This window comes from Streptomyces katrae (assembly GCF_000966975.1).
GTDB classification, from domain to species: domain Bacteria; phylum Actinomycetota; class Actinomycetes; order Streptomycetales; family Streptomycetaceae; genus Streptomyces; species Streptomyces katrae.
In genome coordinates, this window is record NZ_JZWV01000150.1 from 1 (window position 1) to 2790 (window position 2790).

The following is a 2790-nucleotide window of genomic DNA, read 5'->3' on the forward strand; positions in this document are numbered from 1 at the left end:
CCGGGGAGGCCTACACCGTGCGGGTCGGCGCCCAGGACGGCGACGGGACCCCGGTCGGAGTGACCCTCGCCTTTCGCACCGCCCGCCCGGCCGTCGAAGGGGGCCGCCTCACCGCCGAGTTCGGCCCGCGCCCCGGCACGTACGGAGCCGGCCAGATCGTCACCGCCGAACTCAGCCGCCCCGTGCCCGCCGACGCCCCCGAGGTCCGCGCCCGTGTGGAACAGGCCCTCCAGGTCACCTCCGAACCCCATGTCGAGGGCGCCTGGCACTGGGTCGACGACGCCACCCTCCACTTCCGGCCCCGCACCTACTGGCCCGCCCACACCGTCGTCCGCGTCCGCAGCGGCCTCGACGGCCTGGAACTCGGCGACCTCGGCTACGGAGGCCCCTCCGAGCCCCTGGAGTTCACCGTCGCCGACCGGATCGAGGCCGTCACCGACTCCGCCGCCCACGAGATGACGGTACGCCGCAACGGCCGGGTCATCCGCACCATCCCGGTCACCACCGGCAAGGCCGGCTTCCTGACCCGCAGCGGAATCAAGGTCGTCCTGGGCAAGGAGGCCAAGGTCCGCATGCGCGGGGACACCGTCGGCATCCAGAAGGGCACCAAGGAGTTCTACGACCTGCCCGTCCTCTACGCGACCCGGGTCACCTGGAGCGGCGAGTACGTGCACGCCGCCCCCTGGTCGGTCGCGGCGCAGGGGGAGGAGAACGTCAGCCACGGCTGCACCGGCATGTCCACCGAGGACGCCGCCTGGTTCTACGAGACCGTCCGCGAGGGGGACATCGTCGAGGTGGTCAACAGCGGCGGCGACCGGATGTCCCCCTTCGACAACGGCTTCGGCGACTGGAACGTGGACTGGCGCACCTGGCTGGCCGGGAGCGCCCTCACCCCGGCCGCCGCCCAGCCCGCCCCCCGCACCGACACCGCCGCCTCCCGGCTCGACCCGACGACATGACGCCGGCGCGCCGGGTGCTGATCGCCGGCGCGGCCGGGAACTTCGTCGAGTGGTACGAGTTCGGGGTCTACGGCTGCTTCGCGACGGTCCTCGCCGAGGGGTTCTTCACCCCCGCCCGGGGGACGGGGCCGGCGGGCGCCGGCCCGCTGCTCGCCACGTACGCCTCCTTCGCGGTGGCCTTCTTCCTGCGCCCCGCCGGGGCCCTGCTCTTCGGCCGCCTCGGCGACCGCGTCGGCCGCCGTCCCACCCTGATCCTGGTCGTCGGCCTGATGACCCTCGCCACCACGCTGATCGGCCTGCTCCCCACCCGGGCCACGGCCGGGGCCGCCGCGCCCTGGCTGCTGACCCTGCTGCGGGCCCTGCAGGGGCTCAGCGCGGGAGGGGAGTTCGGCGGGGCGGTGGCCCTGATGACCGAACAGGCACCGCCGGGCCGGCGCGGCCGCCACGGGGCCTGGCAGTCCTTCACCGTCGCCCTCGGCCTCCTCGCCGGCGCCGGCACCGCCACCCTCCTGGCCGTACTCCTGCCCCCGCAGGCCCTCACGGCCTGGGGCTGGCGCATCCCGTTCCTCCTGGCCCTCCCCCTGGGCCTGACGGCCCTCACCCTCCGCACCACCCTCCCCGAACCCCCGACTCCGGCCCCGGCTCCGTCCCCGGTCTCGGCCCCGGTCTCGGCTCCGGCATTGGCCGTGGGTCCGGGTCCGGCCTCGGACCCGGCTCCGGCTTCGTGCGGGGGCGCCGGGGAGATGGCTGGAGGCGCGGGCTCCCACTCCGCTGAGCGCAGCCTCGGCCGAGGGGTTGGTGCGGCCCTCGGCGCGGGCGACGCTCCCCTCCCAGGCGGGCCCGGCGGCCCCGGGGGGTCCGGACGCCGAGCCCAGCACGTGGGCGCCGCCCCTGCCCATGGCACGGGCAGGGGCGGCGGCCCCGGCCCCGGGCTCGGACGGGCCCGAGGGTCCGGCACGGGCCCTGGCCCCGCTCCGGGCCCTGGCCCCGCTCCGGGCCGGGGTCTGGGCTCCGGGGCCGGGGCGGGGGCCGTGGGCGGCCCCGGGGGCGCGGTCGTGACCGTGCGGGCCGTGTTCCTCGGGGTCGGGCGGATCATGGGCTGGTCCGCCGCCGGGTACACCTTCCTCGTGGTGCTGCCCTCCTACCTCCAGGCCACCCTCGGCGCCTCCCTCCGGGAGGCCCTGGCCGCCACCGCCCTCGCCAACCTCGGCTTTGCGGCGTCGATCCTGCCCGCCGGGATCCTCAGCGACCGCGTCGGCCGCCGCCCCGTGATGCTCGGCGGCGCCCTCACCGTCACCCTCCTCGCGCTGCCGCTCCTGCACCTCCTCCAGGACCCGGCCGCCCCCGCACCCGCCAAGGCCGCCGCAGTCTGCGGCGCGGGCGCCGCCGTCGGACTGCTCGCCGGCCCGGGGCCCGCCATGCTGGCGGAGATGTTCCCCGCCCGCGTCCGCTGCACCGGCCTCGGCGTCGCCTACGCCCTCGCCAATGCGGTGTTCTCCGGCTGCGCCGGACTGGTCGTCACCGCCCTGACCGCCGCCACGGGCGACACCGACGTCCCGGCCTACTACGCCGCCGGCGCCTGCGCCCTCAGCGCCCTCGCCCTGGCCGGCCTGCGCGGCGACGACCACCGCCGGGCCCTGCGGTGAGGGTCGTCGGCCTGATGTCGGGCACCTCGTACGACGCCGTCGACGCGGCCGCGGCCCACCTCACCCTCGAGGACGGCGGCGAAACCCTGCGGCTCCTCCCGCTCGGCATGGTCAGCGCCCCGTACGAGGAGGCCCTGCGCGCCGAGCTGGCGGCCGCCCTGCCGCCCGCGCCCACCGCCCTGGCC

General features: G+C 77.3%; 3 protein-coding genes. All 3 read left to right on the top strand.

All coding sequences use genetic code 11. The annotated features are described in order from the left end of the window. On the top strand, positions 1 to 959 hold a 959-nt coding region (locus VR44_RS07740), incomplete at its 5' end, for a L,D-transpeptidase (RefSeq protein WP_045946641.1). After that, the gene (locus VR44_RS46905) at positions 956 to 2605 is read left to right on the top strand and encodes an MFS transporter (protein ID WP_045946642.1); all 1650 of its coding nucleotides are present in this window, start codon (positions 956 to 958) and stop codon (positions 2603 to 2605) included. The genes VR44_RS07740 and VR44_RS46905, both read left to right, overlap by 4 nt. Next, a partial coding sequence (locus tag VR44_RS46910; protein WP_045946643.1) for an anhydro-N-acetylmuramic acid kinase occupies positions 2602 to 2790 on the top strand: 189 nt, incomplete at its 3' end. The genes VR44_RS46905 and VR44_RS46910, both read left to right, overlap by 4 nt.